At 47.4% G+C, this 25875-nt stretch carries 30 protein-coding genes; 21 read left to right on the top strand and 9 right to left on the bottom strand.

The features are described from left to right. Nucleotides 1-185: 185 nt before the first annotated feature. Entirely contained in the window at nucleotides 186-683 is a 498-nt protein-coding gene (locus ACFSOY_RS00520) for a hypothetical protein (RefSeq protein ID WP_386043265.1), read from the top strand. 71 nt (nucleotides 684-754) lie between these two features. Next, nucleotides 755-880: a hypothetical protein gene (locus ACFSOY_RS00525; protein ID WP_386043267.1), complete on the top strand. Its 126-nt coding sequence runs from the start codon at nucleotides 755-757 to the stop codon at nucleotides 878-880. Nucleotides 881-1097: 217 nt separating this feature from the next. On the opposite strand, the gene ACFSOY_RS00530 is transcribed toward ACFSOY_RS00525, so the two are convergent. After that, nucleotides 1098-1397 (bottom strand): hypothetical protein, encoded by a 300-nt coding sequence (locus ACFSOY_RS00530; protein WP_386043269.1) that lies wholly within the window; start codon nucleotides 1395-1397, stop codon nucleotides 1098-1100. A gap of 110 nt (nucleotides 1398-1507) precedes the next feature. Here ACFSOY_RS00530 and ACFSOY_RS00535 point away from each other — a divergent pair, with 110 nt between their 5' ends. The 3 genes from ACFSOY_RS00535 to ACFSOY_RS00545 all read left to right on the top strand — a co-directional run bounded on the left by ACFSOY_RS00535 (nucleotide 1508) and on the right by ACFSOY_RS00545 (nucleotide 4559). Next, nucleotides 1508-2014: a sigma factor-like helix-turn-helix DNA-binding protein gene (locus ACFSOY_RS00535; protein ID WP_386043271.1), complete on the top strand. Its 507-nt coding sequence runs from the start codon at nucleotides 1508-1510 to the stop codon at nucleotides 2012-2014. A gap of 185 nt (nucleotides 2015-2199) precedes the next feature. Then, nucleotides 2200-3030, top strand: coding sequence for a hypothetical protein (locus ACFSOY_RS00540; protein WP_386043273.1), 831 nt, complete (start codon nucleotides 2200-2202; stop codon nucleotides 3028-3030). 47 nt (nucleotides 3031-3077) lie between these two features. After that, entirely contained in the window at nucleotides 3078-4559 is a 1482-nt protein-coding gene (locus tag ACFSOY_RS00545; protein WP_386043275.1) for an ATP-binding protein, read from the top strand. Between the two features lie 335 nt (nucleotides 4560-4894). Here ACFSOY_RS00545 and ACFSOY_RS00550 read toward each other — a convergent pair whose 3' ends face one another. From ACFSOY_RS00550 to ACFSOY_RS00565, 4 genes are all read right to left on the bottom strand, one after another. Continuing rightward, complete coding sequence (locus ACFSOY_RS00550; protein ID WP_386043277.1) at nucleotides 4895-5044, bottom strand: hypothetical protein; 150 nt, start codon at nucleotides 5042-5044, stop codon at nucleotides 4895-4897. A gap of 527 nt (nucleotides 5045-5571) precedes the next feature. Next, complete coding sequence (locus tag ACFSOY_RS00555) at nucleotides 5572-5949, bottom strand: hypothetical protein (RefSeq protein WP_386043279.1); 378 nt, start codon at nucleotides 5947-5949, stop codon at nucleotides 5572-5574. Nucleotides 5950-8858: 2909 nt separating this feature from the next. Continuing rightward, the gene (locus tag ACFSOY_RS00560) at nucleotides 8859-9149 is read right to left on the bottom strand and encodes a hypothetical protein (RefSeq protein WP_386043281.1); all 291 of its coding nucleotides are present in this window, start codon (nucleotides 9147-9149) and stop codon (nucleotides 8859-8861) included. A gap of 312 nt (nucleotides 9150-9461) precedes the next feature. Further along, nucleotides 9462-9902, bottom strand: coding sequence for a hypothetical protein (locus ACFSOY_RS00565; RefSeq protein ID WP_386043283.1), 441 nt, complete (start codon nucleotides 9900-9902; stop codon nucleotides 9462-9464). Between the two features lie 374 nt (nucleotides 9903-10276). Here ACFSOY_RS00565 and ACFSOY_RS00570 point away from each other — a divergent pair, with 374 nt between their 5' ends. The 11 genes from ACFSOY_RS00570 (at nucleotide 10277) to ACFSOY_RS00620 (ending at nucleotide 18020) form a co-directional block, all read left to right on the top strand. Beyond that, nucleotides 10277-10741 carry a hypothetical protein gene (locus tag ACFSOY_RS00570; protein ID WP_386043285.1) on the top strand — a complete coding sequence of 155 codons (465 nt, stop codon included), beginning with the start codon at nucleotides 10277-10279 and terminating at the stop codon, nucleotides 10739-10741. Between the two features lie 105 nt (nucleotides 10742-10846). After that, nucleotides 10847-11041 (top strand): hypothetical protein, encoded by a 195-nt coding sequence (locus ACFSOY_RS00575; protein WP_386043287.1) that lies wholly within the window; start codon nucleotides 10847-10849, stop codon nucleotides 11039-11041. A 352-nt stretch (nucleotides 11042-11393) separates the two neighbouring features. Further along, on the top strand, nucleotides 11394-12785 hold the full coding sequence (locus tag ACFSOY_RS00580) for a hypothetical protein (RefSeq protein ID WP_386043289.1): 1392 nt from the start codon (nucleotides 11394-11396) through the stop codon (nucleotides 12783-12785). Nucleotides 12786-12798: 13 nt separating this feature from the next. After that, a complete protein-coding gene (locus ACFSOY_RS00585) occupies nucleotides 12799-13473 on the top strand; it encodes a DUF4376 domain-containing protein (protein ID WP_386043291.1) in 675 nt (224 codons plus the stop codon). Between the two features lie 344 nt (nucleotides 13474-13817). Next, entirely contained in the window at nucleotides 13818-14012 is a 195-nt protein-coding gene (locus tag ACFSOY_RS00590) for a hypothetical protein (RefSeq protein ID WP_386043293.1), read from the top strand. A gap of 5 nt (nucleotides 14013-14017) precedes the next feature. Next, nucleotides 14018-15670: a recombinase family protein gene (locus ACFSOY_RS00595; RefSeq protein WP_386043295.1), complete on the top strand. Its 1653-nt coding sequence runs from the start codon at nucleotides 14018-14020 to the stop codon at nucleotides 15668-15670. 34 nt (nucleotides 15671-15704) lie between these two features. Continuing rightward, a complete protein-coding gene (locus ACFSOY_RS00600) occupies nucleotides 15705-16142 on the top strand; it encodes a hypothetical protein (RefSeq protein WP_386043297.1) in 438 nt (145 codons plus the stop codon). Further along, nucleotides 16117-16710: a GTPase gene (locus ACFSOY_RS00605; RefSeq protein ID WP_386043299.1), complete on the top strand. Its 594-nt coding sequence runs from the start codon at nucleotides 16117-16119 to the stop codon at nucleotides 16708-16710. The genes ACFSOY_RS00600 and ACFSOY_RS00605 overlap by 26 nt, the downstream gene beginning before the upstream one ends. Beyond that, entirely contained in the window at nucleotides 16691-17299 is a 609-nt protein-coding gene (locus ACFSOY_RS00610) for a hypothetical protein (protein ID WP_386043301.1), read from the top strand. The genes ACFSOY_RS00605 and ACFSOY_RS00610 overlap by 20 nt, the downstream gene beginning before the upstream one ends. Then, entirely contained in the window at nucleotides 17296-17490 is a 195-nt protein-coding gene (locus ACFSOY_RS00615; protein ID WP_386043303.1) for a hypothetical protein, read from the top strand. The genes ACFSOY_RS00610 and ACFSOY_RS00615 overlap by 4 nt, the downstream gene beginning before the upstream one ends. A gap of 167 nt (nucleotides 17491-17657) precedes the next feature. Continuing rightward, nucleotides 17658-18020 carry a transposase gene (locus ACFSOY_RS00620; RefSeq protein ID WP_386043305.1) on the top strand — a complete coding sequence of 121 codons (363 nt, stop codon included), beginning with the start codon at nucleotides 17658-17660 and terminating at the stop codon, nucleotides 18018-18020. Between the two features lie 71 nt (nucleotides 18021-18091). Here the strand turns inward: ACFSOY_RS00620 and ACFSOY_RS00625 are convergent, their stop codons facing one another. Together ACFSOY_RS00625 and ACFSOY_RS00630 are read right to left on the bottom strand one after the other, a co-directional pair. Next, on the bottom strand, nucleotides 18092-19171 hold the full coding sequence (locus ACFSOY_RS00625; protein ID WP_386043307.1) for a DUF418 domain-containing protein: 1080 nt from the start codon (nucleotides 19169-19171) through the stop codon (nucleotides 18092-18094). After that, nucleotides 19168-19755, bottom strand: coding sequence for a TetR/AcrR family transcriptional regulator (locus ACFSOY_RS00630; RefSeq protein WP_386043309.1), 588 nt, complete (start codon nucleotides 19753-19755; stop codon nucleotides 19168-19170). Before ACFSOY_RS00630 ends, ACFSOY_RS00625 begins: the two co-directional genes overlap by 4 nt. Before the next feature lie 421 nt (nucleotides 19756-20176). Here ACFSOY_RS00630 and ACFSOY_RS00635 point away from each other — a divergent pair, with 421 nt between their 5' ends. Next, complete coding sequence (locus ACFSOY_RS00635) at nucleotides 20177-20953, top strand: stalk domain-containing protein (protein ID WP_386044436.1); 777 nt, start codon at nucleotides 20177-20179, stop codon at nucleotides 20951-20953. A 185-nt stretch (nucleotides 20954-21138) separates the two neighbouring features. Then, nucleotides 21139-21678, top strand: a complete 540-nt coding sequence (locus ACFSOY_RS00640) for a cysteine hydrolase family protein (RefSeq protein WP_386043311.1) — start codon at nucleotides 21139-21141, stop codon at nucleotides 21676-21678. A gap of 142 nt (nucleotides 21679-21820) precedes the next feature. On the opposite strand, the gene ACFSOY_RS00645 is transcribed toward ACFSOY_RS00640, so the two are convergent. Further along, nucleotides 21821-21949, bottom strand: a complete 129-nt coding sequence (locus tag ACFSOY_RS00645) for a hypothetical protein (RefSeq protein ID WP_386043313.1) — start codon at nucleotides 21947-21949, stop codon at nucleotides 21821-21823. 202 nt (nucleotides 21950-22151) lie between these two features. On the opposite strand from ACFSOY_RS00645, the gene ACFSOY_RS00650 reads away from it, so the two are divergent. Together ACFSOY_RS00650 and ACFSOY_RS00655 are read left to right on the top strand one after the other, a co-directional pair. Next, the gene (locus ACFSOY_RS00650) at nucleotides 22152-22733 is read left to right on the top strand and encodes an LOG family protein (RefSeq protein ID WP_386043315.1); all 582 of its coding nucleotides are present in this window, start codon (nucleotides 22152-22154) and stop codon (nucleotides 22731-22733) included. 411 nt (nucleotides 22734-23144) lie between these two features. Then, nucleotides 23145-23648 (top strand): VUT family protein, encoded by a 504-nt coding sequence (locus tag ACFSOY_RS00655; RefSeq protein WP_386043317.1) that lies wholly within the window; start codon nucleotides 23145-23147, stop codon nucleotides 23646-23648. A gap of 68 nt (nucleotides 23649-23716) precedes the next feature. Here the strand turns inward: ACFSOY_RS00655 and ACFSOY_RS00660 are convergent, their stop codons facing one another. Beyond that, nucleotides 23717-24430 carry a hypothetical protein gene (locus ACFSOY_RS00660; protein WP_386043319.1) on the bottom strand — a complete coding sequence of 238 codons (714 nt, stop codon included), beginning with the start codon at nucleotides 24428-24430 and terminating at the stop codon, nucleotides 23717-23719. 169 nt (nucleotides 24431-24599) lie between these two features. On the opposite strand from ACFSOY_RS00660, the gene ACFSOY_RS00665 reads away from it, so the two are divergent. Next, the gene (locus ACFSOY_RS00665; protein ID WP_386043321.1) at nucleotides 24600-25823 is read left to right on the top strand and encodes a glycosyltransferase; all 1224 of its coding nucleotides are present in this window, start codon (nucleotides 24600-24602) and stop codon (nucleotides 25821-25823) included. Nucleotides 25824-25875: the final 52 nt, after the last annotated feature.

A 25875-nucleotide genomic window follows, 5' to 3' on the forward strand; every position in this document is an offset into this window, starting at 1 on the left:
TCTGCATATTGACAAAGTACAGTTAAGTAGATGAGATTATTCTAAAATGAATATCATTCATACCAAAATGCTGTAAAAGAGAGGGAATCAACAGTAACGTTGCAAAATCGCCTTGGAATTAAAATACATAGTTTTGGGTTGTTGTTTATGATTGATATATATAAAACAAAAAGGAGATGGTTAAGATGAAAAATAAAAGTTTGGTTGTTGCTTTAGGGCTATTGGTTTCCGCTGTATCTTTGTCAGGTACAGTAAGCGCTGAATATTATAACGAAGCGCTGTCTTCAAAAGCTAAAGCAGTTGTGATCGATGCTGTTGACGTTTCGACAGCTACAAGAAGTCAAACGGACTGGAGTAATAATGGACAATGGATCATCAATCATCCGACTCACTTAGGAGTTGTGGGAGATGGGTCAAGTGGCGGAACAGTAAAAGTAGAATTTAGCGATGTAAAAGATTCATTCGGGAACAGTCTCTCCTCTTGGTCTTTTGATGTTTACCTGTACAACAATGATACTGGGAATTCGACATCAGTAAAAACAGTAAGCGATTGGCAAGGTGCACAGTTCAAAAACTTGCTTAATGGGGACTATAAGGTTTACGCAACGAATAAAAGCGGTAAAAAAGTCGATTGTAAAGCCACTATCACATGGACAGGTGTATGGGGGCAAGGCTGGAACTAATTGCGACTAAAGCACTCCATCAGGGGTGCTTTTTCTATTGCAACGAACCATGGAGGTGGTGAGATGACCTAATGGCAAAGGCAAGATACACCGAAGCAGAGAAGGCAGAGGCGATCCGCATCGCCCGGGAATCGACGGCGGTGGAAGTCGAGCGCATCACTTGCATCAAGGCGACCACGATCAGGAGCTGGCTGTAACGCGGCTAGCGTGCATTGAGCAGGAGATCCGCTAGACAGTCTGGTGTGTACATCTGGATGGGTGGTCGGGGGAGCAGAAGGCGTAGAAAAACAACCCGGTGAATGGGCGGTTTTAGGGTCAATCATTCCAGTTGATCGTTCCTGTATAGCGAAGTGAACAATGAAAAATAAGCGTCCACCACATTTGAAGGTGGACGCTTAATAGAAATGCTGGTTTCTAATAATCACAAGGGTTGACGTATCCTTTGTAAAAAGCGACCCAATAGATACCAAAGTACGCCTCCCTTTGTTCGGAAGATACGTACGGGATGTAGCCACAATATCCATCCTCTTCGTACCAATACTTGTCTTCGTAATAACCTTCTGTGTAGTAGTCTTTCCAACCGGTCACCAATTTTTTAAGCTCAGGTTGAATAATAGCTTGTTGAGTTGTGTCTGGTACATTTGCGGAAAAGGATGGTGTTGAAGAAAGCAATGCGGCACATGTTACAACTACACCAATTGCAAGTTTTTTCATTAACAATACCACCACCATTCTATCGTATTTATTATTTATTTTATATAAATAATATGAATTGTCAAGTAATATGGTAAATTTACTGGGATGAAAAAGAGGGAGGTCCTACAATGAATAGCTTCACTCAGGATTTGTTAGAGCAATACGAAGCCGAATACGCATCGATGTGTCGGCGTCTGAAGGAGGCTGAAGAGCCAGAGAGGAGAATCATATCGAGCATGTGCAGAAGCTTGAATGACTCGATCCAGTTGATGAAAAACGGCTCGTTACAGAGGAAAGATGTTGTCCTAGTCGGTGGAACAGCAGAGATCGATCGGGTGGCAGTAAAGGAGAGCTGGGCTCGATATATGATCAATGAAGATGAACAAGAAGATGATGAAAAAAGAGAGCAGGATCTGGTGTGGGAAACACACGCAGACCTGCTCTCTTTGCTTTCAGAGCGCGAAGCGATCTGTATCCTCTCGTTTGAGCGAGGCATGTCTCTTCAAGAGATTGGCGACGCGTTGGGTGTTAGCCGTTCAAGCGTTCAGAGCTACCTTGAGCGAGGACGGAAGAAATTGAACGCAGCCAACTCGGTACAGATGTCCTTGTTTACGGATGACTCTATATATCTTTGAACCTCTATGAATTGAGAAACTTCGAAAGGTGGAAGTAAGCGATGCACACATTGTTTTAGGGAGATCACCGGCTGTTTGTGAACAACGGAACTGTGTTTGGCGTATATCGTCTACCGCGATTCCCATATGAACACCAGGAGAAATCTATCAAGCTATCCCTGTTCCGCCAGCTCGAAGTCCTTTTCATGACCTACCACGGAAAAGGACAGATCCTATCGATCGCGAAGCCGATCTCCAAAGAACGAACGATTGAACAGATGGAATCCTATAGCAATCATGAGTATTGGCACCAACACGTCGATTCGGCAGAAGAGATGATCGATCAGACTGGGACATATGAGAGGATCTCCTTCTTGATCCTCCCCTTAGCTTCAGCGCATAGCGTCTCGTGGGATGCTGTTTTAGACCGACCGGATCTCTTTCGCGAGCGGATGGGCGATCAATTGAAACGTTTTTGGGGTTATCTGAAAAGGAAAGCGACGAACGGGAAGGGGATTCCGGTCCTGACGGAAGCGGAGCTTGAAGTGGCGAAGAAGGCAGGCACGCGGATGTTGAATTCTCTTGAGGCGCTGATACCGCAAGTTCGTCCAGCCACTCCACAAGAGCTAGAGTTGCTACATCGCGCGCCCTATCATCGAGGGTTGCATGAGATTCCGACAATTCTCCCGTCTCCACTTCCAAGCACGGTATTGATGACAACGGAAGGGGTGACGCTTCGCCCGCGTCCGCTGAAGCTATCTCTTACATCTGCTGTTGTCCAAGAGGACACTTTTCGGCTCCGTTTGAAGCACGAGGATGGATCTGTATCGTACCAGTCGGTGATGGCAGCAGCAACTATGCCGGAGTATGCCGAGCAGGTTGGTGACGAGTGGTTGTACCAGCCGCTCGAACATCTGGACTTCCCGATCGATGTTTCCATACACTTCGAAGTCACGCCGCCAAAGAAGGCGAGGGATACCGTCCACCGCCGCCAAAGAAGGCGAGGGATACCGTCCACCGCCGCAAAAGGATTGTAGAGTCGCAGGAACAGGAGTACGACAAAGTTGGAGATGTCCCGCTCGACGTGTTGGACGGGCTTGACGACGCGATGAGCCTTGAGGCGAAACTGAAGGCGGGGATGTCCTTGGTGCAGTATCAGACGTTCTTTGCGATCGGAGCGGACTCAGAGGCGGAAATGCATCGACGAGAAGCCAAGTTGAAAGAGCGGATGGATAGCGTGATGCAGCTCGTCCACCCACCAGGTGAGGCACTTCGACTTTGGCAAGCATTCTTTCCTGGAAAGGTGGATGGGGTGGAACGCAGCTGGTCGATACCGGCAGATCCACAGATGCTTGCATGTTCCGGTTTGCTCGGGACGATGGAAGTAGGCGATCCAAAGGGGCAATGGTTTGGATATGAGGTACATAACCAGTCGCCGGTCTTCGTTGATTGGTTCCGAGCGATGACAGAATTGAATCGAACCGGTGCTGTCGCCTACGTCGGGACACTTGGAAGTGGGAAGTCGATCGGGATGAAATATTCAAGCGACTGCATGCTTCAATGGGGTGCGATCGGAGTTGTGATCGATCCTAAAAAGAGGGAGTATTATTCACTGATCGAGAGATGGCGCTCTGAATCGGTTTGGTGGCAGTTTGGAGCAGAAAGCCAGTTAAGTTTTACACCGTTTCGCCTTGCAGATAATCGAGCCGAATGTAAGGCGATCGCAGAAGGGTGGCTTAGCGTGCTACTCAATATTACCTCGCGGCGTGTTGACCAACGTGCTTCTCTTGTCATCCGAAGGGCTCTTGAGCTTTTGTACCAAGGTGAAGAATGGGACATGGAACATTACCTAGAAGCACTAAAGCAAGAACGAGCCAATAAGGGCCGCACGAAGGAAGAACAAGAGTTAGCGGATCTCTTCTACGAATTGCTCGCTCACTACGAGGATGATGCTGTGGGTCGCACGATCTTCGGACGTGACGGGGAGGGGAATGAACTAAATACGAACGCTCGGCTACTTGTCGTATCAACTACCGGTCTTGACTTCCCTGACGCAAATACTTCACCTGACGCCTGGAGTGAATCACAAAGATTTGGGGTAGCTATACTTTATCTGGTGGCTCAGATCGGGTTCCGCCGGATCTTGGATGCGCCGTCACATGTGATGAAGTTCTACGATCTCGATGAAGCGTGGCGTATCCGAGCAATCCCAGAAGGGCGGGCGTTGATCAATCAGATGATTTTACAAGGTCGATCAATGAACCTAGTTCTTCAATTGGGAGTTCAGAATCCAGATGTCTTACTGCCGATGCCAAATGAGGCGAATGACGACCTCACCGCAAACCTCGGATGGATTTTCGTAGGTCGATTGATCTCGAAGACTCAGATTGAACATGCGATCCGTTTGCTTGGCTTGCCGGACGATGAGGACTATGTAACGAAGTTCCAGTCATTCGAAAATGGCCGTGGCTTTTTGCGAGACCCCCAAGGTCGGATCGCAGAGATTCAGATAGAGGTTTTGCCCGAAGCGCTTCTGGAGCAGTTTGGTTCTACTCCGGGGAAGTAGGAGGTAAACCGTGATAGGAGAGTTTTTGAGTAACATGGAGACGGCGATATGGGTAGTCGTAGGATTATTGTTAACCACTCGCCGGTCTCTTCTTTTTGATATTGTTTTTGCTGGGTCAGTTTGGTTCGACTCAGGGGAGATAGGGAGCGTAAAGTAGGAAATACATGTAAAAGAACATGCCCTGACGAAAACTCGTCGGGGCATGTAACCACAATGACGTTAGTATGTTGGTTTTACGACGTCACAATTGTTGACGTCACCAAAAGAGTTCAAAGAATGGTGAAAATGAGAAGCTTTTTCCTCATGGCTACCATCCTTTCTTGGTATTTATTCACCTATTTGTAAGGGTTAACGCCACCAGCACAGCAACCAGGGGTTCCTTCTCGATGCGCGAAAACAGCTTGTTCAGACGAGGTTGAAAATACCAAGCTTGAAGTTACTAATAGAGCACCCATAATGGTGAAAATGAGAAGCTTCTTCTTCACGGCTATCACCTCCCTATATACGTTTGTCTTTAATAATACCTATTAACATAGTGAAAGGCGATATATTTTGAAATTTCAAATAATATATCGCTCATAATCCCTCAAGGCCGATAGTTGAACCTAGTGCCGATGACGACAATTCAGAATCCAGATGTGATGTTACCGAAGCCTTGTGAGGAGAACGACGACTTGACCGAAACCTCGGATGGACCTTCGTTGGCCGTCTGATCTCCAAGACGCAAGTTGAGCATGCAATCCGCTTGCTCGGCTTGCCGGATGATGTTGACTATACAACTAAGATTCAATCCTTCGCAAACGGACGAGGGTATCTACGTGATCCGCTTGGCCGGATCGGGGAGATTCAAATTGAAGTCTTGCCGGAGGAATTGTTGGATCAGTTTGGTTCGACTCCGGGGAAGTAAGGTGGACTGAAAAACCCGAAAGATAAGCGGCCCTTTCTAAAGAGCCCTTCTTTCGGGTTAAAGTTCTGGTATATAACGACGGCTAATTCCCTAGATACTGCTGGTTTACCAAGAAATTGTTCCTGTTGTTCTGGATGCACTGTTGCAAGCGACTTTTAGATAATAGTCGCCCTTTTTCAGTTCAGATGTGCTGAAATTCACGTTGGCATCCCTTGTGTGCTCTTCTTTAATGAGGGTATCAAACCAAAGGGGTACCGATTTGTAAACCATGTAATAACAGTCTGGGCCATTACCCCAAGTACCATTTTGAGAACCGCTTACGGTTACAGTTGCGGCAGAGTCCAAAGTGAAGTCTTTTTCTTGTGCTGCACCATAACCAGTGTGGTTGAAATCATAGGACAGTGAATCAGCGAGGGCAACAGATGATAACGCTGTTGCTGCTAAACCGACAGCAAAGAGTGTGGCAAACTTTTTCTTCTTCATTTTACTACCTCCTAATTATTTTTATATTTATATTATATAATGAACATTTTATTTTGTAAATATATTTTTGGTTTTTTTGATATTTTACCTGAATCTATGGAAGAATCTGCAACCTTCACCGACTTCGTAGAAGATGCAATATACGAAATTGAAAGAAAAAAATATGTTTACATATTTATCATATTACATTATTCTGAATACAGAAAAATAATTCACATATTACAAACCATTTGAGGATTGGTGATAACTTCTAATGAAAGACATTTTGAAAGCTTCAATGTTATCTCGATGAAGAAGGTCGCTCACTAGATACTATAAATGTATATACTAATCTCACATTGTTTGCGAGATGGTACGAAGAAACGAATGGTGAAACCTTCCGACCGGACAACATCACAGCTCTTGACATACAAGACTACCGAAGTCTCCAAGGTATTTATTGTACTGGAAAACTTGGGATCGGTAATTGTCCCATGGCCAGAGCGCCAGAATCAATATTTACTACGCTTGTGGAGCTGTAATTTTTCGCGTACGAAATGGCCGCGTCAAGTGATCCGAAGGAGTTGAGGTGCGTGAAGTATTGAAAGAAGTTGTACGCCGCTTTTGGAGCCGGTGTGGGTGGGGTGTAAGAAGAACCGCCTCCCCCTGAGTTGGAACCACCACCAGAAGATGAGGAGCCACCATTGTGATAATGGTATTGGCTGTATTTCAGGCCCCATTTTTCACAGTTCGTGTAGCAGGTATGCCCTCCGTTTTTTGTCTGTTCGACCTGGATGTGCGGATGTGGTCATCGGCAGAAGAACAACCGCTAATGCAACTGTAAGTGCAAGTACTTTTTTCAAAGCAATACCTCCATAACAATATAATATTTATTGTGTTAAATTAAAATATGCCATATTTTTTATTTTAAATAACGGGGTGCTGTTGTTTTATTTTTAATATAGATGATATCTTCTGAGGTTTTTACCTGGAAAACACCAAAAATCCCGTTTGTGGGAGAGTATCTTTGGTGTAATTCGTCCTATCAAGTAGCCGTTATAGGGGACGTGGCCGTCTGGAAGTGACGCGGCGCTGTAAGCGCTACTGTCCGTTAACCATCCTATGGACGCACTGCTGCTCAAAAATCAGATGTTCCTCGTAGAGATGAGCGAGGCATCTGCTCGCGGGATCTGCGAGACAGTGGGAGAGGTATACAAGTCGGCTGACTAAACTCCTACCACGCCAACTTCCAAGCTCGATAAAGCGTCAGCGCAGCTCGTCATCGCCCCTACGGCTCGATCACCCAGACATCGAGCGACGAGATCACCGTTGCCTGTAATTACGCGGCCAATGCGCTCAGGCGGGCGGTGGGCTTGGAGATCTCAACCGATCTGGGCAAGTCGACCCAAAGGGAGCTGAGATCATCTTCCGCGCATCAGGAGTGATGTGGGAGGGCGCGCGGACGGTGGAGCTGCGGGACTGCTTCCATCATGCCGCCGAAGTTCTACGGACAGTGAAATAGAGTACGCAGCCTCGCCTAATTGGTGGGGCTTTTTTATTTCCACCTCATCTTTTTGGATCTTTAGCGGCTCTATAGCAAGACCAAGAAGGAGGTGCTTAATGCCTTATGTTCCGAAGACAGACTGGAAATACAATGATGTACTGTCTGAGAAGGATATCGTTCACGGCGAATTCATTGGTGGAAGCAGATGGCATCGAAGGATTTATTGCGCGATGCAAATGCTGTGGACAACCAATAGACCTGCGTAGAGATTTCTTTGCAGGTCTATAGTCTACTTCATTTCTGTTGGGAGCTGTTCATAGAACTGGTACCTACAAATTAATACGGAAGATCGCAGCTATTAATTAATGAGCCTTTGGTTCCAGTCCTTGTATAACTTATATCTCTAGGTATTTGATTGGAGCTGTTGTTCATAATGTAAATTACATAATTTCCTGAAATAAGGTTAGTGAATTGGGTAGACTTTTTGTTCTGATTTATAGTACTTATCGGAGTTGTATTTCCGGTTGTTTTGTTATATAGCCATACATCCAGACTCCAATTCGAGTTACTCATGCTTGAGAACGAAATTTCTTCAACAGACCCTGGATACGTCACGTTCAGATAATACATATTGGCTTTCATGTGCTTGTAACCTGCAAGTGTAAAATACCCCGAGTTAGAGGCATCCGGTACAACAGCTCGCATTCCATTTACTTTCCATAGTAAGGGATCCTTCATTCGATGATGCGGATACAACGGTTGGCGCTATCAACAAGGCAAGCGCTGTTATTAACATTACACTTTTTAATTTAATTACATACATAGATTTATATAAATTAATAAAACGTGTTTATAAGAATAAATCAACAAATTCAATGGTGGTGAATAATTGGATATACTCTTTAAAATGTTGATCCCCCTGATGATACAAATCGTCGCCCTGTTTTTTCTTATAGAGTGAAAATGAGTTGCGCATCAGTTCTTGCCTTTTTTCGTGGATAAACGTAGGTGGGATAAGGTACGCTGAGCTTGATGCAGTGTAGTACGAACAGCAGAAGGAAGCGGAGAGAGCGCGCCAAGAGGCGGAACAGCGGCGCAAGGAAGAGGATAGGGCTCGGCTTAGAGAGGAACGCAAGGCGCACAGCGGGATGCGGCCAAACAGAGCGTATAGTCGATCCCCTATAGGTGCAGACGCTCATCTATGGCGATTGTCTATCTTGTTAAGAAATACAATCCAAAGAACGATGTTGCGTATAAACTGAAAGTAGGGGCAAAAAAGTGTAATAATGGTCGCGCGCGTACAATTTTGGCTTTAACTAACGGCGAGCAGGATTTTCTTCGTCATTGAATCGCACTTCCAGTTTCATTGTAGCAAAAAAACCACCGTGCAGGATGACGGTGGTTGCTGCGAAGCGAGACTCAGCTGTTAGTAGCCGACGTAGTAGACCTCGCCAATGTAAGTCACATAGTAGTATTTCGTATCGCTACCATAATGATCTGACCAGTAGGCTCGGATCCAGCCTTGGTAGCCGTTCTGATCATAATAGATTCGGGTTGGATAGGTGGTGCCGTACAAATACTTTTTGACTACTTCCACAGTTTTTACATCTGCATCCGCTGTAATGACAGCGTTCGCTTGATGAGCGAGTGTTGCAGAGGGTGCTACGGTGAGAAGAGTTGCAACAGTGAACAAAGAAAGCAAAAGTTTGGATTTCATTGTTTTACCTCCTGATTATGATGTTTGTTTTATAATATTATATAAATGATATAATGTCAAATAATTACTTATAAAATTAATAAATTAACCACGAAAAGAATAATGCTGTCATAAATCCCCTTTGCATACCCCACAACGAGCTACAATTTTCTCAATTGGAGTGGGCTCTACGCCCCAAACCCGCACGGTAATCGAAGAGTCGTAACGACGCATGGCCGCGATGAATGGCGGGGCTTTTATTCTGCTCCTTGAAATGTAAGCCAAATTCCGTAAAAAAGAGACTCCAACATAGAGGAGTCTCTTTTGTTTCATCTACCAGCCAACCCAGTTCATTTGCACAGTGCCACTAATACGAAGCATTGTGAAGTTGCTTTTCATGAGCTCCACTCTATACTTGCCAGCTTCAAGACCTGGAAAATAGGCAGAACTGACAGAGGCATTGGTGCCCCCCCATGCCACTTCGTTATAGCCTCCACCAGGCTGCTCCTTATAGAGTGTAACAGCCACACTCCATGCTGGATTGGTTCCTGGGCTTGGCGTTATCGTTACGTTGACAGAACCATTGTAGTCGACAACCATTGTTTTCTGAACCACGATGTTCCCTGACATTGAAAATTCAGCAGGTCCGTAACTACTAAGGATCTCCGGAGCTACTACTGAATGGATCGCTTCATTGCCTGTAGAGGCGCTGGCATTCGGCGTCAAAAATGTAATCATTGCGAGCGACGAGGCTACGAGAAAAAGCTTTTTCATAGAAATACCTCCCTATAAGAACTTCAACCATAGTTCATTATATAAAAACTCGGAATATTTCGTATTTGTGATTGCGACACTCTGTATACTATGAGGTTGCGGAATCGTAAAGATCGTACCTTTTTCATGTAAGAATATTCATTTATGAATATTCTCTCTATCTTATGTGATGCTACCTAGCGACCATTGAGTTTTTGATTTTGTCCTTATATTAAACTAAGAAGAGAAATAGGATTAGATGGATTAAGACAGATCGCCAGAGTTTATGAATTATTTTCTGGTTTGATTATTTTAAAAAACAACTATTGATTCACTTTATAATATAATTGTAAAATATCAAAGTAACTACATCACAAATCGAAAGGATGATTTTAATGAAAAAAGCCCTCTTGGCACTAGTTGCCGCAGGAACAGTTGTTGCTCTTCCTACAGCTAGTTTCGCTGCAGAATCTTCGTGGTTTCCATCGGGTTCTGTGGTAAAGCATTTGGCTAATTCAAATGCCATCATTTACCCAGAAGTAAGCAGTAAAGCATTTGGCACCCTCGCAATCCCATCCAAAGCAGAAAGATTCATCGGAACAATTACTACTAATGGTGTTACTTCAATGGGTTCGGCCAACTCAGGTGGTGGTTTCAGCTCTATGTTTGGAATCCTTTACAAGAAAGGGTCTAGTGTCATTTATAGTATTGGTGTCCCAGAAGGCAAGTACAGTGCAATTAATTTGTCAAATAACAACCCTAGTTCTGAGTATTACCTTCCGGTTGGAACCTACGATGTCTACATCTACAACCCCTCTGTTATTCTTGAGTACGCAAATGGTGTCCTTTACTGGGACTAAACGAATCGAAATGTACAATTGTTCTAGCTAAAAAGACTGTTTGCAAAATCGCCGATCTAAGGAGTATACTAACCTGAATAAGAACGTGTGTTCGAGTTGATGGATATGCGATCAACTGAACTCCTACATAAGATGCTACTCCTACAGATTCTTGAGGAGCAGGTAGAGGCCGAAAGGGTAAAGCTGCTGAACGAGATCAACGAGACAGACTTGCAGATCGAAGACAAAGAAGCGAAGAGGAATGGGGTGGTCGTGACGTTCCGCGAAGTCGGCCAACAGCGGCGCGTGACGATCATGTAACCGAAGCTCAGACCATCCGCTCAAGAGTTATTTTCGTTAAGCTTTGGCAAAAAGACAGACGATCAATAGAGGAGCCGTTTGAGTTTTTTTAGAGAAAAACAGGAGTTTCTTTGGAGTTTTGACCTCCCTTGACAAGGTAATATGATATCAAGGAAGTTCAGCCAGTGATCTTCAAGGGATGGCTGAAGCACAACTGAATGGCAGACATTTGATAGAAGCTCTTCACTCATGTGATGGGCTTTTTGTTTGCCATCGGTTTTCCGAGCAAAGCGAAAGGAGGGGAGAAACAATCGTGATTCGATAGCGGTAGTTCGCATGGACCAACGAAAAAAATCAAGGAGGTGTAAAATTCATGCCTTATCAAAGCAAAACAAACTGGCAGCACGAAGATGTGGTAACCGAACAAGACTTGAACCGTATAGAGGGCGGGATCTTAGAGGCGCAGGAGATGGTAGACGAGCATGTGAGTCGGACAGATAACCCTCATGGCGTTACACCGGAGCAGATCGAGGCAGAAACTCCCGCAGGGGCTCAGGCAAGAGTGGACTCGCACGCAAACAGGAGAGACAACCCTCATGGAGTCACTGCCGGACAGATCCCGATCGAAGATACAGCAGGTCACTTCGCCACGAGAGACGTGGAGGGCGCACTGGCAGAAGTTTTTACGCATGGCGTTGATGGCAAAGCGCAGATAACCGCCGCTATCAGCGCCAAAGGGGGAGCCGTGCCGGGGAGCGCGCCGCACAGCTTCGCAGAGCTGGCGATGGGGGTGGGAAGTATCCATGTAGGGGACTACTCGGTGGGGGAAAAGATCGAGTACAAGTCTCTAGGACTAAAAAATCCACCGCATTACCCTATTGCGGGTTTCGGGTCAGAGCGCCTTGCTATAACTGCATGCGACTCATTCGGCTTTGTTTATGTTCTGGTATTAGGGGCGAAATCGATTAGGAAGTATGATCCGGTTACTTGGAATTATACCCTCCTGCAATTGCCAGCCCCCCATACCACTAAAACAATTGAGGTTTTCCAAATGTACAACGATGAAATCTACGCGGTATTTATGGACGGGTCATACCGAGTAGCTAAACTCAGTTTAGATGGGGCAGGGTCTTGGGTATCAGTCTCCGCCTCGCCCTACTATCCTTCGGGATTTGTTGTCCGAGAGTCTGGCGTGTACTTAGTCGATCAGAGTTACATTAGGAAATTCAACCGATTAACAGGAGCTGAAGAATGGCGTAGATTCGCGTCAAGTTACAACCTACTAAACTTAGCTGTTGATGAAGGTGAGATGTACTTTTATATCATCACCACCGACGGGAGCAACACCGTTATCTTGAGTAAGATGAAACTGAATGGAGCAGGTTTTGCATCCATTTGGACTGGATATCCGGGTGGTAATTACCAAATTGCCGCCTTGGAGGACGAATACGTCTACTGTGGAGGAAAACGCTACGGATCGACAAGCGGCACTCCTTTGTGGTCAGTATCTTTTGGTGATGGAGTGACTGCTGCATTCGCTCTTCCTGATAGGAGTGTAATATTCGGGGCGCGCTCCGGTGGTCAGATTAAAAAGTTCAGTTCAGACGGATCGACAATATACGACTTAGTCAGGCCGTTTGATAATGTCCTGAGTAATCCCTTGAATCTATCACCGAAAAACTTTGCAGTTTTCGAAGGATCAGTTTATGCACAAGAGGAATACTATTTCATCAAAATTTGTGAAACACTCAAAATTACCAAATAGGGAGATGATAGAAATGGCAAAGCTTTACTATATGCCAAACAAGCCAGCGCCCGATAGATGTGAGGTTATATCAATTTACAATCTTCCTGATGATCCATCTGAGGGAGCCACGCCTTTCATCGAAGTCGACGTATTTCCTGAGCCCGTGTACAAGAAATACAAGAGGGCGGATCTCTACGTCAATTCTCAAACTTCCGAATGGTGGTTCGAGTACGTCGATCGACCCTTGACCACTGAGGAGCAAGTCGAGATCTTACAAGAGCAGCTGAAGGCTGAGCTCAACAAAGCCAAAACGGCAGATCAGCGCTACCGCGAGTTAAACTTGACGACCACGTCGATTGATCAGGTCAAACAAGCAAAAATCGACCAGTTGAACGAGGCGTGCGAGTCCGAGATCCTGCGAGGCTTCACCTCCGTGACGACTGGTCATTTTTATGCCTTTGGAGTGTATGATCAGACGAACTTCACACAGCAGATGCTCTTACTTCTTGCGGGTACGACTGTTGGTGATGTGACGTGGCAGACGGAGGATGCGGGAGAGGTCGACCATTCCATGAAACAGTTTCTAGCTGTTTGTGCAGAAGCGGAGCAACACAAGCGCACAAAAATCCGTCGATATCAACAACTCAAAGCGCAAGTAAAGTCAGCGGACACCTGGCAGCATGTGGACGCGATCACATGGAGCTGAAACCTGGAGACATCATTCTCGTGCGTAGGTCCGACGAGCTATCGGAGCGTTTCATCGAATGCGTATCAGATTCAGCTAGGTGGAGATTTGTCTCTTCCTGATAAGAAAGCAGCATAGCAAAAACTCCGTTTTATTGAGCGGGGTTTTTATTTCCTTAGTTCGAGGAACGATGTACTACTTCCAAAAATTATCGCTCAAGATGAGAGCATCATTTCTTCGTAACATTCGCTTATAAATTCTGTTAGGCTCAAAATCGTACGAACGTAATCAAGGCACTGCAAATTCGGATAGGAGCAACAGTCCAAGCAGACCGTTCATACCCTTTTCCAAAGGGGGTATGCGACATGGCGGAGCGCGGAAGAGACGAAGTGTTTACCATTATCGAGACCCACCCAGAGGAAGGCCCAACAATTGAAGAAATCATGGACACTCTACACGACTGGTTCTATGGACTCCTAGTTACCGGAGAGTTGAGGAGGCATGGTGGGATTAAAGGCAAATTGCTACCATCAGAACAAGAGCTACAGGACATGGAGTGAGTTGCATGATTCAATACGAAGGGAAAAAGGAATACACACCACAAGAGCTCCTGAACTTGATCGAGAGAATCAAGGCAATCGTATACGCCCGTGTCTCAACAGGGGATCAAGTCAAGAACTATTCGATCGAATCGCAGATTAAGCTATGTGTCGATAAGGCAAAACGAGAAATGGGATATCAAGAGAACGAAATCCTAGTGGTCATTGAGCCTGGTGAATCGGGAGATGATCCGAATCGACCTGCACTGAATCACGTCCTCGATATGATCGAAAACGGTGTGGGACGGAAAGTCTTTATGTTGCACCCAAATCGTATGAGTCGCGACCTATACCTGCAAACGATGGTGTCGAGACGGGTATGGGAAAGAGGATGCGACCTTGTCTTTGTAGAGTTTGATGTGGATCCGGATAATCCGGAAAGCATGCTCATGTATAACATCCAAGGGTCGATCGCGCAGTACAACAAAGCGAAAATTCTTGCGGACACAGATCGTGGCCGCAAGACGATGTTGAACAAAAATAAAATACCGGGTATAAGACGGATCTACGGCTATTCCTTTCACAAGGAGCTCGACACCTTGGTCGAAAATCCCGAAGAAAAAGACGTTTATCTACGGATGGTAAGCTGGATTCGATTCGGGAAAGAAGGGCAAGAGATGAGCTGCACAAGGGTTGCAGAGGAGTTATCCTTACTTGGTGTTCCAGGGCCGGACGGAGGCATTTGGTACCAGAGTACGGTGAGTCGTATTCTACGCAATCCGGTCTACCTGGGCACTTATTTTTACGGAAAAACAAAAATCGAAAAGAAACGCGGTCAAAAGCGTCAAGTCGCACAGCCGAAAAACAAATGGTACTCCATTTCAGTACCACGCTATATCGATGAAGAAGCGTATGAGGATGTTCAGCGAAAGCTCAATGACAATGTAAAAAAAGGCCGTGGGGCTAAAACCGATCATTACTTGCTGAAGGGATTGGTACGCTGTGGGAGATGTGGTGCAGCAGTCGGTGCGGCACCGTTGAAACGCTCCCAAAGTGTCACCTACTACTATTATGGCTGTACCAGGAAAACGAAAAAGGGGTTCAAGGTTGGTACCGGTGAGCCGAATCAGGTTTGCCGAGGAAGGAACTGGCGACAGGATGTGGTGGATGAACAAGTTTGGAACTATCTTCTCGATCGTTTACAAGATCCGGATCGGATTATCGCGGAAGTGGTGAAACAGCAACAGGATGTCAAACAAATCGAGGAGCTCCATCAGAAGCAATCAACGCATGAGAAACGGCTCAAAGAGAACAACGACGAGCGAAAGAACTTTTTGCAGCTTTTCGCAAAGGGGCGAATTCGATCGGAAGAAGAGCTTGATGAGCTGCTCGCATCGGTCGATCAGCGCATCGACCATCTGGAGCATGAACTTACGATGGTGAAGGAGGCACTACGAAATGCCTCGATGACAATCGATGAGCTAGAGATTGTAAAGCAAAGCATCGAAGAGTTCCGAAAAATCATTTATCATAACGATTTTAACTTCAAGGCGAAGAAAATGCTTGTGGAGCGCTTCGTTTCCAAAGTAATACTTGGTGAAAACACGATCGAAATCATCACGAGGTGGCACCCCATCTCTCAATCTATCGAACAGAGGAGGCCGTCCGGCTACGGCTGAAACCGGTACAATAATTCATGCAATGGTCAAAGCGATGGAGGATCATAAAAACGATTTCGTCCTCATCTTGGCTGGCTACGGGTATGAAATGGATCTGTTTTTACGCACCAACCCAGGGCTACCATCCCGTTTTCCGATCGTTGTCAATTTTGAAGATTACTCGGAGCATGAACTAATGCAGATCGCCGATACGATGCTGCGCAAGCGCGAGTATAAACTGTCGCCCGACGCGTCCAATAAACTGCGCACGCACTTGCGCACATCTGTGCAGAGTGGTCGGCGGAATTTTAGCAATGCTCGGATGGTGCGCAACGTGATCGAACGCGCGATCCGACTTCAAGCGGTGCGGCTGCTCGATGCGAGCCGAAACTCGCGGGAGGATTTAATGCGCATCGAACCGGATGATTTGGTTTTGGGGGAGGAACTCAAAAATGAGGAACTGTCTCGTGATTGGGAGGACCAACGTCGGTAAGACGATCTTTTGCATCAATTTTGCTGAATTCCTCGGCCTGCAGCGGATGGAAGTGTACTTTCAGCTTCCCGACGGCACCACGCGGCAACGAAAGTTGGACGTGGTCAGCGCTCGGCATGAACTGTCTGGCGTCGGCATGCACAAGACGCGCAGCCTGCAGTCGATCTCGCTCGACCTGCCGCGGGGAAAAGGTACGCGCCAGTTCAAGTTGACCGACTCGACAGGTCTTGCCGATGGGATTCATCCCGATCTTGAGATGCGCGAGGCGATGGCGCAGACGCTGCAAGAGCTGCGCCACGCCGATTGCATTTTGCATCTCGTGGACGCACGGGAGGTGCAAAAAGCGGGCAGTCTTGATGCGCTCGGCGATTTGGACTTGCAGATTGCCGAACTCGGACAGCGCAAAACCGGCTATCTGTGCCTTGCGAACAAGTGCGATCTGCCGGAAGGAAAAAGCGGGTTTCGCTTGCTGCAAAAGGAATTGAAGGGACTGAAACTTCTGCCGATCTCCGCGCTTTACCGCCAAGGATTTCGGGAGGTGAAAGAACATGTTTATCGCTTGGTCTAGCCTCTTTGTCGAATGGTTCGGCATTGTGCTGGCTGGCCTTGTGATCAAACTGATGGACGATTGGCTCGATGTGGAATTTGACCAGTGCATCGGTCGGCACACGTTAGCAATTCGGCTTGGTCGTGCCTGCTTGCCGTACAGTTTGCTCGGCTTTGGTCTGGCCCTGGCGCTCGCACCCGATGTCGCGTTGACGCTGTTTTTGGCCAGCTACGCGATCGGCATGGGACATGATCTGCGCGAGAAGATGCCCACCAAGCTTCCCGGCTGGGTGGAATCATTGGCAGCCGTCAGCTTTTCGGTGTGGGCGACAGACATCCGGCTCACCGTCTGGGCGCTGTTCGTGATGACGACGATCCAGTTGCTCGACGATCTGATGGATCTGCAAAATGACCGCCGATCCGGGCAGAACAATCTGGCGAACCGCTTTGGTTTTGTGGAAGTGACGCTGTTGATGTTTATCTGCTTGTTGGCATCTATCTTGCTGTCGTCGCTAAAAACGGTCGAAGTTTTGCTTGCGGCACCGTTTGTACACATGCTGCTGGCGCTGTTCGGAGGTCTCGGCATACGGGGAAGGAGGGAGGAAGGATGACGCCTTACCTGATCAGTGCCGTTTGCTTGCTGATCGCCATCTTGATCGGTTATGCAACCGGTCGCCGCGTCGGATTTCGAGCGGGCAAAGAGGAAGGGCGGCTGCTCTCCCGCCTCGAACTGCGAGAGCAGAGCTTGCGCAAAGGGGTGTGCCCGACATGCGACAAGTCGGTTGGCACCATACAGCATTGATGACCTCATGTATGGTGCGAAAAGTCGATGAAAAGCACCCAGTCTGAAATTACTCCTTTCCATACAAGCTGGAACAAAAGACCCCTTCTGTGACTGAACCGAACCCCTTAAAGTAGACAATGGGAAAAACCCTCTCCCGTCGAAAATCTACTTTAGGGGTTTTTCATATGACAAGAAAAGGACAGAAACATACTACGTATTCTTTTGAACTGAAGAAGAAAGCAATTGAATTGGGACTGAATGGCATGACGAAGAAGCAGGTGGCAGATGAGTTGGGAATTAACGATTTTAATCGCCTCAAGGTTTGGATGCGAAAGTATAAGACTGGGGGTGAATTCGAACTTGTAGATCAACGTGGGAGACGGGAGAAGTACGTGGATCGGGAGCGCTATATTCGCAAGCTGGAAGTGGAGAACATTGCGCTAAAAAAGGTTTACGAAATCTGGACAAGGAGGGGTCTTCGTGAGGGTCCTTTTTGCCTTCTGATCGAGCGCTGGATCGCAAGGGAGCAGTACGAATCGGAGAGATAGGATGAGCGACGATTGATTGGATGCAGGAGAGACGGAGGGGGTCTGACGAACTTCCCTCCAACGCACACATTTCAGCAGAACTTTCTCATGATCAGTTCAACAGGGCCTCTGGTCATCCATCTTCTCCAGAAGAACGAAAAGAGGAAGGCAAGCACGAAGTAACCACAGCCATATACGATCGCAAAAGAAAGACTTCCATTTTCCATATAGCCTAACGCTTCAAGAAAACCCAATCCGATGATGACGTGCCCGATATAATGAGATAAGGAGAGTTGACCGGTAGCGATCATCGCTTTCGTTAGAAAAGAATTCGCAAACTTGTCGGCCAAATATAAGCTGATCACAAGTACGGCCAACGCGGAACAAGTTCCGGAGAGGACATAAAGCATAGTCGGTGGCATCGGTTTCGTCGTAAACAGATAGGTTGCCGCCTCATGGTCCAGAACAGGAGAGATCCATTTGATCAGGAGGAGGGAAATCAGCTCGAAAATGATCGTTCCAACTGATGCAAAGAGTAGAACTTTCAACCTTTTTCCCTGCGATAGCCAGCCCTTTCTACCGATCCACAAGCCGATCAGAAAAAAGCATAACCATGGAAAGATCGGATGAAAACCATTGAACAATAGATTGCGAAAAAATCCTGTGAATGTCCAAAAATCGGTGTATTCGTGAAAGTTCATACTCCACCCTTTGCTGTAGTCGAACAGGAGCAAAAACAGTTGAGACGCGAAAAGAAAGCTGACAAATAGGCCGAGTATCTTGTTGTCGGAGAGGGTGATCAAGACGGACGCGACGAGCAGAAACACGGCGTAATAGTGCAAAATATCCGCACTCCAACCAATCGCAAGCAAAAACATCCCGGCGAGGAAAAGGAATGTCGCCCTTCGGTACAAACTGTTTCGAGTTTGACGAATCAGTTCCTTGTTCCTCGACGTTCTAATCTTTGCTGTCATGAAGGACACGCCGATGCCCGCCAGCACGACAAACAATGCGGATGCTCGTCCCTCAAACAGTCCTGCGAACGCTCTCAACCAGGGTGCCCCGCCTTCTTCAGCTTGCATGGCGATCTTATAGTTCACGAGAATCATACCAAAGATCGCCAAGGCTCTCGCATAATCAAGACCTGTAATTCGCTGCGACAAATGGCTCATTGCTCATCAACTCCTCTGACAAGGCGTAAGACTGCGCTCTTCCAAATGGCAGCATACTCGTACTCAAACCCAAAGCTTGTGAAATTATCGATGCTGTCCATGATCATGGTCAGCATCTGCGCTTTGATTGACAAATCTCTTCCATCGATCGAGCCAAGCGATGCACCGTGTTGCAACAGTTCAGTAAAACCCGCTCGATATCCATCTAGTATATCTAGCAATCTCTGGGAGTATTTTGTGTTTCTGTAACCAAGCGCTTGATACTGATTCATGATTCGAGAATAATAGGGGTCCTCTTTTTGCTTTTCCACCATGCTCAGACCATCGGAGATCAGCAATGCCACAAAATTATCATTCGTATAATTTTGGACCGAAAAGAATGTTGAAAACCCAATGCTTTTGCAGATCTCGTCCAAAAGAGCATCGATCAGCGACTCTTTTGACACAAAGTGGTAATACAAGGCGGGCTTGGAGATTCCCACCTCTTTTGCGATCATCGCCATGCTTGTCTTCTCAAAACCATGCTCTGCAAACAAACGGTAGCCCGTTTCTAAAATCACTTCATATGTCGAAGTCGTACTCATGTCATCCACCTTTCGCCACACGTTTACTTACCGGTCGGTTAGTAAATGATATTCGATCTTTCCTTTTTTTGCAACAACGTGCGGTGACGCCGCGCACATCTGGTGCGATGGCGCTGATCGGCATTCAGATTCCGCCTACTAAACACCAAAGCACCCTTCGACTTATGTAGCAGGTCGGAGGGCTCTTTTATGCTCGGTGAAAGCAAGTCGATCGCTAGTACCGATTCTTTCGTGAACTGAGGTACAAATTTTCAATGTGGAGAGCAACTAAGTGATCACATTTTATTAACATATAGCAGGAATTAAATTAATATCGTGGTCAAAAATTTCTTTGTGCATACTACAAGGAAAAAATAGACAAACAAATAAATATTTGTTATAGTAGGATAAAATTTACTAGGAGGTAATAATTTTGAAACGAATGCGCGATGTGGTTCTTGGTATTACGATCGGAGTTATCTTGACAACAGGTGTGACAGCAGGAGCCGCAGCAGTTAAGAACTATGTAATGACAGAGGTAACATACCCTGTTTTCGTTAATGGAAAAGAGTACAAAGATACAACGAGACCGATCCTAAACTATGAAGGGAGCACGTATGTTCCACTTGCCAAGCTTGGCGACATCACCGGATTGAATTACATGTGGAATGATAGTGCAAAACGAGTGGAGATCAACACATCTACTGATGTTAAGATCGTCACACCAGTTGATGGAAACATCAGAGATGTGGATGCCGAACTCGCTGAGCGAGAATGGATCAAGAGGTTTACTGAAAACAATCCCGTTGTGACCGCGGACGGCACTTCTTACTTTTATGATGGTGCCTTTGGGATGAATTTCTTCAATGCTTACAATGCTTTCGACAATACAAACAAAGGATTTACCGATGAGGATGATATTCAGTATATTTTGGCGAGGCTGCAAGGAAAAAGTGAACTACCTCCTCGATTGAGCGACGGATGGATCTCGGTCGGAGTGCTCCGAGCAGGATATGGTTTTAACGTGAAAATCGAAGATGATCAAATCCTGTTCGTAGCTCCTCGCCCAATGTACAACCCCGAGGTGATTGCAAAGTTTCCAGTAGCTGAGGCTTGGGAAAACGGAGAGAAGACTGTAAAAGGGGTTCGAATTGTGAAACATGAGGATTACTACTACTTCAGCATCGACGATCTGGCAAAATCAAAAATTATTAAGTAATCTGGAGTTTCCACCCTAGGCTGTCATTCAGATCAAAGACCTCGTTCATTTGAGCGAGGTCTGTTTGTTATCATATGTCCTGCATTCATTTTGGGAGGGGGATGGTGAGTGGGTTGAACCACGAACACTGATTCAAGAAAGGATATCTTACCCCTCTACGCGAACAAAGAAAGTGGATCTATTTTTTGTTAGATTTATCCATGAAAAAACAACGGGGGGCAAACATGAAAATTGGATTTCTGATCGTTGATATGCAAAACATTTTCTTACAAGATCGGATGGAGCGGCTGAATGTGGAAGCAGCTTGTGAGTACATCAATCACGTGGCAGGATTGTTGCGTGAAAAAGATCAGGTTGTCGTCCATGTTCATGACATGGAAGGGTCGGATGAGGATACAGATGTGGAAGCAAGAAATACGATCCCAGAAATCACAGTGGGAGCGAATGACATCCGAATTGAGAAGCAGTATTCAAATGCGTTTTGGAAAACGGATCTCGAACAAGTGCTTCGTGATCAAGAGGTCGGATTGGTGATCGTTGCGGGCTTTGCTGCCGAGCAATGTGTCACTTTTACTTTGAATGGTGCGATGGAAAGAGGGTTTCAATCGGTTCTGCTACAAGGCGGGATTGTGAGCACTTACGCTGATGCGATCAGCTCGATCTATCGCGATCGGCCGGTAACTTCCTACAAGATGATCGAATTCATGATGAGTAACATCAAGTAAAGAAGTGAGCGACGAAAGCGCGCGAAAGAGGAGGAGTTGCTCCCATCCCATGCATCAGAATGCTGCCAGATCAACTTTACCGAATGATCTCCACAAAAGGTAGCAGCTAATCGTCATGGAGGTTACCTTCGAATCCAACAAGTTAACTGAAAGGCTCCTGGCGAGTGGAACGCTCCCGCATCGAATACGCAGAAAAGCCCCGCTCAGTGCCGCCCAGTCCAACGGCTACCAATGCGACTGCCGCAAGCGAAGCGATCCATATTTTTTTCAAAACGATCCCTCCTCCGTTTTTCTCGAACAGCTGATGATCAAGCGATTTCCAGAGCGGACGTACTCGACGAGATCGATCGGATGTACTGAATGATCCTGAGTCGAAGATTGCATGATTCGGAATCGCTTCACTAGGGGTGTTAAATTGGATCTGAATGCTCTATGATGAAAGGCGTAAATCGGTACGATACGAGGTGGAAACAATGAAGCGGATTTGTGTTTATTCCGGCTCTAATCCCGGAAGCAAAGCGTCCTACGTAGAAGCTGCTATCAACTTGGGCAAAGCGATGGTCGCAAACGGCAGCGAGCTGGTGTATGGCGGAGGCAGTCTTGGTCTGATGGGTCGTGTGGCGAATGCGGTGATGGAGCACGATGGGAAAGCGATCGGCGTGATGCCGCGCGGACTGTTTCGTGGCGAGCTAGTGCATCAGAACCTGACGGAGTTGCACGAAGTCGAAACGATGCACGAACGCAAAGCTTTGATGGCCGATTTGGCTGACGGGTTTATTGCGCTTCCAGGCGGGGTCGGAACATTCGAAGAGCTGTTTGAAGCCATTTGCTGGGCGCAAATCGGTCTTCATCAGAAACCGATCGGGTTGCTAAACGTGGAAGGGTTCTTCGACCCTTTGATGAAGATGATGGAGCATTCCGCAAAGGAAGGGTTTATGCGTGCGAGCAGTTTAGAGCTATATATTGTAGAAGAAGATCCGCAAGTGCTGTTGGAGCGGATGAACAGCTACACAGCACCCGTTCAACAGTTGAAGTGGACGGAGTTGGAGAAGTAGTCGATAGAAAGGGAGGGGACGAGCGGTCTACCTCTCTTTCTTTTTGATGAAGAGGAGAGGTCACCCGAACATCGTTGATTGCAGATCTGGATGCGAGAGTTGGAGAACTGCTTATGATCTAGAGGGTTGCCAAATACCCTGTTAATCTCTGTTCGAGGTCTGTTCGTCCTCCCTGTGATCAGTTCTGAGTCGAGCAGAAGATGATTGTCCATATAAACAAAGCCGAGAAACATATCGTTCGAGGATCTGATCGTTGCGCAAAACGGAGTCTGGTGGTGAAAAGCTGCATTCTTTGTCTAATTCCCGCGAATCATCTCATTTCCACGGAAATCAAAAATCATGTATATAATAGAAGGATGTAAAGAGGCATACGAGTAAGGAATGGTTTGTCGGTGGAGGTGATAAACTCCTATGTTTCTTGTAGTTTTGTATTTGGCAGCGATCGTGGCGGCCAATCTGTCTGTCGCTTTTTTTGGTCCCGCGTCTACCATCTTGAATGCGTTCTTGTTCATCGGTCTGGACATCACAACTCGCGATGCCTTGCATGAGCGCTGGCAAGGCAAGCGCTTGTGGATCAACATGGCGTTGCTCGTGCTCACCGGCTCGGTCATCTCCTACCTGCTGAATCGTGAGGCAGGGCAGGTAGCTCTCGCCTCATTTGTTGCGTTCGCGCTCTCTGGCGTCGCTGACACGATCATCTATCATCTGATGCGCCGCTATCCGAAGTGGAAGAAGGTCAACGGATCGAACATCGTCTCCTCGGCGGTCGATTCGATCACCTTTCCCACCATCGCCTTTGGCACGTTTATTCCGTGGGTGGTTGCGGGTCAATTTTTGGCCAAAGTTTTTGGCGGCTACGTTTGGTCACTCATCCTCAACCGCTTTGTCTGGAAGGAAACTCGCGTTAAGGGGTGAGCAGCAGCTCGTTCTTTCACGCGCTGATCAGGCTGTGCTGATCTGGATGTGCTGATCTGGATGATCGATCATTTCCGACCTTTAAGCTGTCGGCTGAAGAAATAGATCGCGCCTGCGAGCAGTGCGAACGCACCGACGAGGAGCAGGGTCGTCTGAGTCGGATCATACCACATGCGGATCTGATACCAGGTTGCGGGGAAGCGAAGCCAGTCGAGCATGCCAAACCGACTCTGACTCCCAGTCGCCAGCACATAGCGACCTGTCCCACCGGATGGGTCATACACTGCGATGTAATAGGTGCCAGGTGCGAGCGATCTGGAGTACAGCTGGTGATCGATGTAGCTCGTCTGGGTGAAGGGCTCGTATGATTCGTCCGCTTCTCCGTTCCAGAGCAGGGTCGCGCGACCCATGTTCGCTGGGAGGTCGAGCGGATAGGAAGGCGGCTCATTTGTCGTCGGCAGGCCCGGTCCGAAGATAAGGAAAGCGGGCCCCCACGATTGATACGCCTGTTTTTTCGGCACGGAGATTCGGGCGTAAAAGGGGGACTCTTCGGTCACGGTCACTTTGTAGAGATCCACTTGACGGGGCGTTTTTAACTCGCCGTAGATCGCGTATGAGGTGAGCGGATCGGGGATTTCATACGCCTGTTCATATCCGTTGATGCTGCGCTCCACTAAGATCGGCTTGTGCGTCATGGCGGATGCGGGCAGGAAGAGAGCAGCGACCAGCAGAGCGAGCATGTACATGAACAGGTGAGAGCGCTGTTTGGCGAATCGTTTCATCAGGGGGGATCACCTCCTTGTACCAGACATATGCGCTCGTAGATCGGGACAGACTGTTTTTCTGCGAATTGTCCCCGCTCGCTCGATCGGGTAAGATGAAAGGGTTTCTGATGGATGGACGATACATCGAGAGATGGATGGACGATACATCGAGAATGGTGGATGATGCATGTCGAAAATGCTGATGATCTCCTATTACGCACCACCGATTCTGAACGCAGAATCGATCTTGGTTGCGAAGACGTTAAAGTTCTTATCGAAAGAATATCAGATCGATCTGCTGACCGTCGGGGAGGAGACCGATTTTAAGCAAGACCCGTTTTTGCTCGAAGAGATGGGCGGGGAGGTCAACGTGATCCGAGCGGCCAATCCGAAGCCGTCTTCTCGCCTGATGCGCAAAATCTATCGGGAGGCGGTCGCTCGACTGTCAGCGCTGGACAACCCGATCTGGCAACGCCGAGCAGAGCGGGCAGCGATCGATCTCGGGGGCGATTATGATGTGCTCTACAGCCGCTCGCAACCGGGAGCTAGCCATGTGGTTGCCTTGCGCGTCAAGGAGCGGTACGGAACGCCTTGGGTCGCGCAATTTAGCGATCCGTGGGGGCACAATCCATATCATCAGCTGCAGGGGAAGGCAAAGCGAGCGGTCGAACGGCTGGAGCAACAGGTGATTGAGCGGGCCGATCATCTGATCTTTCCGACGCTTGAGATGCGCGATCTCTACGCATCTGTGTATCGAGGGGCAGATGTGGAGAATCGTTCAACTGTGCTTCCTCATCATTTTGATGCCGCTTTGTATCAGGGCGGTGCGGCGAAAAAGCGGGATAGGAAAATTGTGATGTCCTACATCGGGGACTTCTATGGGCTGCGCAGTCCCGCCCCGCTGATTAAAGGTCTGACCTTTTTGAAGGAAAAGCGTCCCGATCTGGTGGAGCGATTGGAATTGCAGGTGGTCGGCAATGTGGAACGAACGTTCCATCCGCTGCTCGAAGCGGCAGAAAAAACGCTCGGTGTACAGGTGACGCGGGTCGGGCAAGTGCCGTTTCGGAAAAGTTTGGAGCTGATGGCGGAGAGCGATCTGCTGTTGCTCGTCGATGCGCCAAGCGATGTCAACCTGTTTTTATCGTCCAAGCTGATCGATTATCTCGGGGCGTATCGCCCGATTCTCGGCATCACGTCGACCAAGGGCACAGCAGGTCGTCTGCTGCAAAGCTATGGGTGGCAGGTGCACCATCCGGACGATGTACAAGGGATAGCAAACGCGCTGGAGACCTATCTCAGTCAGCTCGCGCAGCTGCAGGAGCGAGCGCGCAACACAGATATTGATGCGTTTCGCTCGGAGAGCGTGGTCAGCGAGCTGACTGCGATCTGTGAGCGTGTACGGCACAGGTAGGGTAGGTTCGATCGTAAAGCTGGGCACCGCGCAGCTCCTGCGTGCTCAGATC

It is taken from the genome of Tumebacillus lipolyticus (assembly GCF_042682745.1).
Taxonomy (GTDB): Bacteria; Bacillota; Bacilli; order Tumebacillales; family Tumebacillaceae; genus Tumebacillus_A; species Tumebacillus_A lipolyticus.

Excerpts from the sequence above, each read along its gene's own strand:
- ACFSOY_RS00520 (WP_386043265.1), top strand. The coding sequence starts at position 186 with ATGAAAAATAAAAGTTTGGTTGTTGCTTTAGGGCTATTGGTTTCCGCT.
- ACFSOY_RS00525 (WP_386043267.1), top strand. The coding sequence starts at position 755 with ATGGCAAAGGCAAGATACACCGAAGCAGAGAAGGCAGAGGCGATCCGC.
- ACFSOY_RS00530 (WP_386043269.1), bottom strand. The coding sequence starts at position 1,397 with ATGAAAAAACTTGCAATTGGTGTAGTTGTAACATGTGCCGCATTGCTT.
- ACFSOY_RS00535 (WP_386043271.1), top strand. The coding sequence starts at position 1,508 with ATGAATAGCTTCACTCAGGATTTGTTAGAGCAATACGAAGCCGAATAC.
- ACFSOY_RS00540 (WP_386043273.1), top strand. The coding sequence starts at position 2,200 with ATGACCTACCACGGAAAAGGACAGATCCTATCGATCGCGAAGCCGATC.
- ACFSOY_RS00555 (WP_386043279.1), bottom strand. The coding sequence starts at position 5,949 with ATGAAGAAGAAAAAGTTTGCCACACTCTTTGCTGTCGGTTTAGCAGCA.
- ACFSOY_RS00560 (WP_386043281.1), bottom strand. The coding sequence starts at position 9,149 with ATGAAATCCAAACTTTTGCTTTCTTTGTTCACTGTTGCAACTCTTCTC.
- ACFSOY_RS00565 (WP_386043283.1), bottom strand. The coding sequence starts at position 9,902 with ATGAAAAAGCTTTTTCTCGTAGCCTCGTCGCTCGCAATGATTACATTT.
- ACFSOY_RS00570 (WP_386043285.1), top strand. The coding sequence starts at position 10,277 with ATGAAAAAAGCCCTCTTGGCACTAGTTGCCGCAGGAACAGTTGTTGCT.
- ACFSOY_RS00575 (WP_386043287.1), top strand. The coding sequence starts at position 10,847 with ATGCGATCAACTGAACTCCTACATAAGATGCTACTCCTACAGATTCTT.
- ACFSOY_RS00580 (WP_386043289.1), top strand. The coding sequence starts at position 11,394 with ATGCCTTATCAAAGCAAAACAAACTGGCAGCACGAAGATGTGGTAACC.
- ACFSOY_RS00585 (WP_386043291.1), top strand. The coding sequence starts at position 12,799 with ATGGCAAAGCTTTACTATATGCCAAACAAGCCAGCGCCCGATAGATGT.
- ACFSOY_RS00590 (WP_386043293.1), top strand. The coding sequence starts at position 13,818 with ATGGCGGAGCGCGGAAGAGACGAAGTGTTTACCATTATCGAGACCCAC.
- ACFSOY_RS00595 (WP_386043295.1), top strand. The coding sequence starts at position 14,018 with ATGATTCAATACGAAGGGAAAAAGGAATACACACCACAAGAGCTCCTG.
- ACFSOY_RS00600 (WP_386043297.1), top strand. The coding sequence starts at position 15,705 with ATGGAGGATCATAAAAACGATTTCGTCCTCATCTTGGCTGGCTACGGG.
- ACFSOY_RS00610 (WP_386043301.1), top strand. The coding sequence starts at position 16,691 with ATGTTTATCGCTTGGTCTAGCCTCTTTGTCGAATGGTTCGGCATTGTG.
- ACFSOY_RS00615 (WP_386043303.1), top strand. The coding sequence starts at position 17,296 with ATGACGCCTTACCTGATCAGTGCCGTTTGCTTGCTGATCGCCATCTTG.
- ACFSOY_RS00620 (WP_386043305.1), top strand. The coding sequence starts at position 17,658 with ATGACAAGAAAAGGACAGAAACATACTACGTATTCTTTTGAACTGAAG.
- ACFSOY_RS00625 (WP_386043307.1), bottom strand. The coding sequence starts at position 19,171 with ATGAGCCATTTGTCGCAGCGAATTACAGGTCTTGATTATGCGAGAGCC.
- ACFSOY_RS00630 (WP_386043309.1), bottom strand. The coding sequence starts at position 19,755 with ATGAGTACGACTTCGACATATGAAGTGATTTTAGAAACGGGCTACCGT.
- ACFSOY_RS00635 (WP_386044436.1), top strand. The coding sequence starts at position 20,177 with ATGCGCGATGTGGTTCTTGGTATTACGATCGGAGTTATCTTGACAACA.
- ACFSOY_RS00650 (WP_386043315.1), top strand. The coding sequence starts at position 22,152 with ATGAAGCGGATTTGTGTTTATTCCGGCTCTAATCCCGGAAGCAAAGCG.
- ACFSOY_RS00655 (WP_386043317.1), top strand. The coding sequence starts at position 23,145 with ATGTTTCTTGTAGTTTTGTATTTGGCAGCGATCGTGGCGGCCAATCTG.
- ACFSOY_RS00660 (WP_386043319.1), bottom strand. The coding sequence starts at position 24,430 with ATGAAACGATTCGCCAAACAGCGCTCTCACCTGTTCATGTACATGCTC.
- ACFSOY_RS00665 (WP_386043321.1), top strand. The coding sequence starts at position 24,600 with ATGTCGAAAATGCTGATGATCTCCTATTACGCACCACCGATTCTGAAC.